At 37.0% G+C, this 2,696-nt stretch carries 3 protein-coding genes; all 3 read left to right on the top strand.

The features are described from left to right. Positions 1-303: hypothetical protein (locus ABT112_RS34960; RefSeq protein ID WP_502975533.1), on the top strand; the 303-nt coding region annotated here is incomplete at its 5' end. Between the two features lie 13 nt (positions 304-316). After that, complete coding sequence (locus tag ABT112_RS34955) at positions 317-1,078, top strand: distal tail protein Dit (RefSeq protein WP_312258002.1); 762 nt, start codon at positions 317-319, stop codon at positions 1,076-1,078. Next, a partial coding sequence (locus ABT112_RS34950; RefSeq protein ID WP_351515810.1) for a phage tail protein occupies positions 1,078-2,696 on the top strand: 1,619 nt, incomplete at its 3' end. The genes ABT112_RS34955 and ABT112_RS34950, both read left to right, overlap by 1 nt.

The following is a 2,696-nucleotide window of genomic DNA, read 5'->3' as shown; positions in this document are numbered from 1 at the left end:
GCCATTATGAATGGTTTGAATTCTGGTTTAACTGGAGGCTTCCGTAACGTTCAATCTAATATTTCAGGAATGGGCGACATGATTGCTAATGCAATTAATTCTGACTATTCTGTGGATATTGGGGCAAATGTTGCGGCTGCTAATCGCTCAATCAGTAGTCAAGTTTCTCATGATGTGAATCTTAACCAAGAAAAACAACCAGCTTATGTAATCTTAAAACTCGGAAGCCAAGAATATAAAGCTTTTGTTGATGATATTTCAGGCGTTCAAGGATTGCAAAGCGTCATGATGAATAAATTCTAGTCGGGAGGTAGAAATGTACAAGTTTAGAGATACGACAAAACAGGAACATTATCGCAACCTTCCTTTTATTCCAACCAGTGCCATGAATTATGATGGGATCTGGTTAGAGGAACTCATAGAAGGTTATCAGACGTTAACTGTTGAGGGTCGAGAAATGTATTCTCTCAGCTTTGAGTCAAAAGAAATGCAAGTGGGAGGAGTGATTACCAATGTTAAATATCCTCCTCGGGAGCTGACGATAAAATATAAGTTGGAGGATAATGACCCTCGAGTATTACAAGAAAAGTTTGATACTTTAAAAGCATTCTTGATTCGTCAAGAAGATGTCCCTATTATTTTTAATGATAATCTGGAATATACTTTTTATGGTCGTTTCCAGACTGCAGACAATGTGGCTGGAGATACTAATTCGATTATTTCAAGTTTTACTGTCCTTTGTAGCGATCCATTTAAACACGGAAAAATTCAAATTGTAAAAAATAAAGTCATTGAAGTTTTGCCCTATCCAGTTAAACCAGATAGGTTGTCATTTAAATTACTGACAGGGGGATTACTTGCGACTGATGGAAATTATCGCTTGAAATCATCACAGGCTAAAAAAGGCGACCTATTGGAATTTGATTTTCAATCTGGCAATACTTTTATTAATGGAAAAGTAAATAACAACCTCTTAGACCTTGACTCTGATTTTAAAAATATCAGATTGACAACTGGAACAGATTTTTCAAGTTCAAACTATGAGTTAACGATTCAATATAGAAAGGCGGTGCTTTAGTGAGTAATATCTTACTTTTAGATAAGATGCAACAAGTTATCAAAAGTTATGATTCCGATGAATTCATAGAATGTGTTCAGACAAAAGAAATCACAACTAACGCTTCTGAACTAATGAATGACACACTTTCAGTTTCTTTACCTTTTGATGAAACAATTAAAGATGCCAGCTATATTGCAGTTAATGATACGAAAGAACAAGAATTTTCTTTATATCGAATTTTAACCGCAAAAGACGAAGATAATCTGCTTTCATTTGAAGCGATAAATTTTGCAGTCGACGAACTGGACAATTTTATCATTAAAGATATAAGACCTAAAAATAGGTCTTTTTCTTATGTGATTAATCAGCTTTTATCTGATTCAGGTTGTGACTGGGTATTGGGTATCTGTGAACCAATTAAAACAGTTTCCAGCACCTTCTACTATACTTCCATGCGTGAAGCTCTAAAAGCTCTACAAGAGTTAGGTGCAGAGTTTACCTTTTCAATTGAAATTACAGGAAATAAGATTACTAAAAAAATCATTAACTGCTATAACCAAATTGGAAAAATAACCAATAAACGATTTGAATATGGTGAGGAAGTTCTGAAAATTGTTCACCAACAAGACCGCACAAATATTGTCACTGCCCTAATTGGACGTGGGAAGGGTGAAGAAGTTGGGGACGGTTATGGGCGAAGAATTGAATTTTCAGATGTTGAATGGAAAAAGTCTAATGGAAAGCCCCTTGATAAACCTAAAGGTCAAAATTGGATTGAATATCCAGAAATGACGAAAGAATATGGTATTCCATCAAATGGAAAAATGTTACCACGTAAAACGGTTGTTGTCTTTGATGATGTGGAAGGTGCAAGCGAACTTTTACAAAAGACTTATGACCAACTAGCTTATTACTGCCGGCCACTCGTTCAGTTTAGTACTGAGATATTGGGTAGTGATTCAATTGGAAATACTGTTTCAATCCACAGAGGGAACCGAAATTATCACTATCAGACAAGAGTCTTTAAAGTGGTTACTGATTATGTTAATGGTCGAGTACAAGCTAGTCTAGGAGATAATTTAAGCGGAAACTCAATTAATCGACAACTGTCACAAGTTCAAAGCAATATCTCTGACCTTGATAACAACAAAATGACTTGGTATGACTCCACAGAAATTGGAAAGTATCAATCTGATATCATTCGAGGTGCTAAGGGTGGGTCGATTATGATGATGAACCCCTCTGATTTAGGTAAAGGAGAAAGTAGAGAACCGTTTCAAATGGTTTGGATGAATGGTCCTAGCATTGAAGAATCTGATCATTTTCTTGTAGCTAACTCAGAAGGAATCGGTTTTATTGATGGAAACTTTAACCTTGATAATTTTAAAACGGCATGGACAATTGATGGCATTTTTAATGCAGATTTTATAAATGCAGGGACGCTTCAAGGGGTCAAGATTCGTTCAGTTCATCATGACTTCATTATTGAACTTGACCAAGGGAAAATTCGTTTTATAAAAAAAGACGGTTCTTCTGAAAAAGTCGCCCCGGACCGTGCCGCGTCGGCCCCGGTCCGGGGGAGTGGGAGCGGCTACACCGGTCCCGCCACCACGGCCACCGCCTTGGGCAGCGGCAG

The sequence above is a fragment of the Streptomyces sp. NPDC002055 genome, assembly GCF_040296705.1.
GTDB lineage: Bacteria > Actinomycetota > Actinomycetes > Streptomycetales > Streptomycetaceae > Streptomyces.
The sequence above is the reverse complement of the archived record's forward strand: the minus strand, read 5'-3'. Positions and strand labels throughout refer to the sequence as shown.

Coding starts and splice junctions, on each gene's coding strand:
- ABT112_RS34955 (WP_312258002.1), top strand. CDS start 317: ATGTACAAGTTTAGAGATACGACAAAACAGGAACATTATCGCAACCTT.